Raw genomic sequence first — 3,668 nt, 5'->3', positions numbered from 1 at the left:
TGCCCGCTTCTGGGAAGCCGTCGAGCAGGGCAACCTCGCCGCACTCGCCGACGCCCTCGGCACGGTGGACGAGACCACCGCGGCCTCCCTGGAGACCGTCCTTCCGGTACTCGCCTCGTGGCGCCGCCGTCGTCACGAGCGGTCCGCCTCCGACTCCTGGCACTACGAGATCGCGTGGAAGCCGGTCGAGTCCCCCCTGGACGCGCCGCTGACCGGCCGCTGGCTCCTCGTCGTACCGGACAGCGACAGTCTCGCCGCCGACGACAGGCTCGTCGTGGACACCGTAGCCGCCGGACTCGCCCGTCACGGAGCCGAGGTGGCCCGTATCGCCGTCTCCGCCACTGCTCCCGACCGCGATTCGCTCGCCGCGTTGCTCGCGGGGGACTGGCACCTGACCGGTGTCCTGTCGCTGCTTGCGCTCGCGGACGGCGTTCACGCCGACCACCCGGCGGTCCCCGCCGGCCTCGCCGCGAGCCTCACCTTGGTGCAGGCGCTCAACGACGCCGGTGTCGAGGCGCCGCTCTGGTGCGCCACGCGCGCCGCCGTCACCACCACCGACCGGGATCCCCTGCCACGCCCCGACAAGGCCACCGTCTGGGGCCTGGGTCAGGTCGCCGCCCTCGAACAGCCCGCGGGTTGGGGCGGCCTGGTGGACCTGCCGTACGTCGTGGACGAGCGGGCCGTCAACCGCCTCGCGGGCGTGCTCGCCGGCCGTGACCCTCAGAGCAGCGAGGACGAATTCGCCGTACGCACCGCAGGCGTCCTCACCCGTCGGCTCGACCGCGCACCGCTGACGGACGTCACCAAGCGTCCCGGCGCCACCAACAGCCTCGGCGCCACCAACAGCTCCGGTGCCACCAACAGCCCCGGCGGCGACGACACATGGACCCCGCGCGGAACCGTCCTCGTCACCGGCGGCACCGGCGCCCTCGGCGGCCACGTCGCCCGCTGGCTGGCCCGAAACGGCGCCGCGCACATCGTGCTCCTCAGCCGCCGCGGCCCCGAAGCGCCCGGCGCGCCCGAACTCCGCGACGAACTCACCGCCCTGGGCACCGAGGTCACCGTCGCCGCCTGCGACGCCGCCGACCGCGACGCGCTGGCCGCCGTCATCGCCGCCGTACCGGAACGGCACCCGCTGACGGCCGTCGTGCACACGGCAGGCGTCCTCGACGACGGCGTCCTGCCGTCCATGAGCCCCACCCGCTTCGCGCCCGTACTCGACGCCAAGGCGACCGCCGCGCTCCACCTGCACGAGCTGACCCGCGACCTCCCGCTCGACGCGTTCGTCCTGTTCGCCTCCCTGGCCGGTACGTTCGGCAACGCCGGTCAGGCCAACTACGCCGCCGCCAACGCCTTCCTCGACGCCCTCGCCCAGCACCGCCGCACCCTCGGAGTCCCGGCCACCTCGATCGCCTGGGGCGCCTGGGACGGCGGCGGCCTCGCAACGGACCCGCTGGTGGCCCGCCGTATGGAACGCGGCGGTATGCCCGCCATGGACCCCGAGGTCGCCGTGGCCGTCATGGCACGGTCCGTCGCGACCGGCGCGCCGTGCACGGCCGTCGCGGACGTCGACTGGGCCGTCCTCGCGCCCGCCCGCCTGGCCACCGGCCGTGCCGCCCTCATCTCCGACATCGACGACGTCCGGCGCGCAGCCGCGACACGCCCAGGGCAGGCCACCCCCACCGAGGAGACCGCCACCGGCGCCCTGGCGGCCCGCCTCGCCACCCTCTCGGCCGCCGACGGCACCCGGCTGCTCCTCGATCTCGTACGCGGCCAGGCCGCTGCCGTCCTCGGCCACACCACCGACGAGGCCGTGCTGCCGGACAAGGCGTTCCGGGAGCTGGGCTTCGACTCGCTCACCGCCGTCGAACTGCGCAACCTCCTCACCGCCACCACCGGCCTGAGGCTCCCCGCCACCCTCGTCTTCGACCACCCGACCCCCCACGCCCTCGCCGCGTACCTCCGCACCGAACTCGCGGGCGCCACCACGGAAACCGCCCCGGCGCCCGCCCACTTCATGGCGGCGGCCGACGACGACCCGATCGTGATTGTCGGCATGGGATGCCGCTTCCCCGCCGGAGTGGACTCCCCGGACGGCCTGTGGGAGCTGCTCCGCTCGGGCACCGACGCGATCTCCCCGCTCCCCGGCGACCGGGGATGGAGCCTGGAGGACTACTACGACCCGGACACCGCCGGCGCCTCGCGCGTCCGCGAGGGCGGATTCATCGACGCCATCACCGAGTTCGACCCGGCGTTCTTCGGTATCTCGCCCCGCGAGGCCCTCGCCATGGATCCGCAGCAGCGGCTCATGCTGGAGACGGCGTGGCACACCTTCGAGGACGCGGGCATCGACCCGACCTCGCTCCGCGGCACCCGCACCGGCGTGTACGTCGGAACGAACGGGCAGGACTACGCCAACCTCCTGATCGGCTCGACCGAGGGCGTCCAGGGCTACGTCGCCACCGGCAGCTCCGCGAGCGTGCTGTCCGGCCGTATCTCGTACACCCTCGGCCTGGAAGGCCCCGCCGTCTCCGTCGACACCGCCTGCTCGTCGTCCCTGGTCGCCCTGCACCAGGCCGCCCAGGCGCTGCGCACCGGCGAATGCGACCTCGCCCTCGCGGGCGGCGTCACCGTCATGTCCACCCCCGGGGTGTTCCTGGAGTTCAGCCAGCAGGGCGTCCTCGCCGCCGACGGCCGCGTCAAGGCGTTCGCGGACGGCGCCGACGGCACCGGCTGGGGTGAGGGCGTCGGCATGCTGCTCGTGGAGCGGCTGTCGGACGCCCGCCGCAACGGCCACGACATCCTCGCCGTCGTCCGCGGTTCGGCGATCAACCAGGACGGCGCGAGCAACGGTCTGACCGCCCCCAACGGCCCGTCCCAGCAGCGAGTCATCCGCCAGGCCCTGGCCAGCGCGGGTGTGTCGGCGGCGGACGTCGACGCCGTGGAGGCGCACGGTACGGGTACGACGCTCGGTGACCCCATCGAAGCCCAGGCCCTCCTCGCCACCTACGGCCAGAACCGCGACACCGACCAGCCACTCTGGCTCGGCTCCGTCAAATCGAACATCGGCCACACCCAAGCCGCCGCAGGCGTCGCCGGCATCATCAAAATGGTCATGGCCCTCCGCCACGGCATCCTGCCCCGCACCCTCCACGCCGACGAGCCATCCACCCGGATCGACTGGTCGAACGGCGCGGTCGAACTGCTGACGGAAGAGCGCGACTGGCCCGAGACGGGCGACCGCCCGCGCCGTGCCGCCGTGTCCTCGTTCGGCATCAGCGGCACCAACGCCCACATCATTCTGGAGCAGCCCGAGGAAGCCCCCGCGGAAACCGCGGAGGACACCGCATCGACGCCCCCGCTGGTGCCGTGGGTGCTCTCCGCCCGGTCCGACCAGGCCCTCACCGCCCAGGCCGAGCGCCTCCTCGCCCACGTACGCGCCGATGCCGGAGCCTCGCTCACCGACCTCGGCTACTCCCTCGCGACCAGCCGTGCCCACCTGGAACGACGGGCCGCCGTGGTCGCCGCCGACCGCGCCGAGTTCCTCCGCGGACTGGAGGTCCTCGCCGCCGGCGACACGGTCGCGGGCGTCGTCCGCGACCAGGCCACCGACGGTCGTTCGGCGTTCCTGTTCTCGGGTCAGGGTTCGCAGCGGGCCGGTATGGGCC

Annotated in this window: 1 protein-coding gene; it reads left to right on the top strand. The window is 73.9% G+C overall.

Features of this window, described 5'->3' with window-relative positions:
* Nucleotides 1-3,668: SDR family NAD(P)-dependent oxidoreductase (locus ACLF6P_RS29730; RefSeq protein ID WP_415954521.1), on the top strand; the 3,668-nt coding region annotated here is incomplete at both ends.

It is taken from the genome of Streptomyces lothianensis, from assembly GCF_047779955.1.
Classification (GTDB): domain Bacteria; phylum Actinomycetota; class Actinomycetes; order Streptomycetales; family Streptomycetaceae; genus Streptomyces.
The sequence above is the reverse complement of the archived record's forward strand: the minus strand, read 5'-3'. Positions and strand labels throughout refer to the sequence as shown.